Source organism: Roseovarius atlanticus (assembly GCF_001441615.1).
GTDB lineage: Bacteria > Pseudomonadota > Alphaproteobacteria > Rhodobacterales > Rhodobacteraceae > Roseovarius > Roseovarius atlanticus.
Genome location: NZ_LAXJ01000050.1, coordinates 1 through 1,201, shown reverse-complemented (window position 1 = coordinate 1,201; position 1,201 = coordinate 1). Strand labels below are relative to the sequence as shown.

The window sequence follows — 1,201 nt, the reverse complement described above, 5'->3', positions numbered from 1 at the left end:
ATCTTATGAGGAACCGTATTACAACCCTAAAGAACTCTATGGGATCATTCCAAAGGACCGGAAAACCCAGTTCGACATGCGCGAGGTTCTGGCCCGGATCGTGGACGGATCGCGGTTCCACGAATATCAGCCCGACTATGGCACCACGATGGTGTGCGGCTTTGCCCATATCTGGGGCTATAAGGTCGGCATTCTTGCCAACAACGGGGTGCTGTTCAACGACAGTTCGCTCAAGGCGGCGCATTTCATGCAGCTTTGCAATCAGAACCGCACGCCTCTGGTCTTCTTCCAGAATATCACCGGCTACATGGTCGGCCGCGAATACGAAGAACGCGGCATCGCCAAGGACGGTGCCAAGATGCTGATGGCACAGGGTGGCTCGGTCGTGCCGAAGTTCACCGTGATCGCCAATGCCTCTTACGGGGCAGGCAATTACGGCATGTGCGGGCGGGCCTGGGATGCGCGCACGCTGTTCATGTGGCCCCAGGCCGAGATCGGCGTGATGGGGGCGGATCAGGCCGCCAATACTATGGCTGACGTCAAGATCCGACAGCTTCAGCGCGAAGGCAAAGAATTGACCGAAGAAGAAATCGCCGCGATCCGAGAACCGGTTCTGGAAAAATACAAGCGCGATGTCGAGGCTTATACCTCGACCTCGGAATTGTGGGACGACGGCATCCTCGACCCGGCGGACACACGCAACGCGCTTGGCATGTCGATTTCCGCCTCGCTGAACGCGCCGATTGACGATCCGCACTACGGGATCTTCCGTCTGTAAAGGCTTGAGGGACGGCACACCGGCTCGGGGAATGCCGTTCCGCGTCAAGGCGCTTCCATCTGGCGCTTTCGGAATCTGAAGTAGTCCTGACCGGTTCGGTTCCCGGACAGGTCAGGACGATGTCCGCCGCGCCTCCTGAATGGAGACGACGTCAGAGGCCGCCATGCCGGGCCGGTCTGCCTCGACCGCCTTCAGCGGTTCGACCGGCGTCAATCCGGCCAGACAGTCGCGCGCAAGTTGCTGGTATTCCGCGGTGCCGCGCGTTTTCCACGCGATCTCTTTCTCGCTGACCTCGCGGATCACCTTTGCCGGCGATCCCACCACCATCGAACGCCGCAGAATCACGGTTTCGCCCCGCACAAACGCCTGCGCGCCGACAATCGATTCCGCCCCAAGCTCTACACCATCCATAATGACGGAATT

1 protein-coding gene and 1 pseudogene are annotated in these 1,201 nt (G+C 59.6%); one reads left to right on the top strand and one right to left on the bottom strand.

All coding sequences use genetic code 11. The annotated features are described in order from the left end of the window. Nucleotides 1–778: carboxyl transferase domain-containing protein (locus XM53_RS22235; RefSeq protein WP_328586709.1), on the top strand; the 778-nt coding region annotated here is incomplete at its 5' end. Nucleotides 779–889: 111 nt separating this feature from the next. Here XM53_RS22235 and XM53_RS22230 read toward each other — a convergent pair. Then, nucleotides 890–1,201, bottom strand: a pseudogene (locus XM53_RS22230) (phenylacetic acid degradation protein PaaY); the annotation flags it as partial.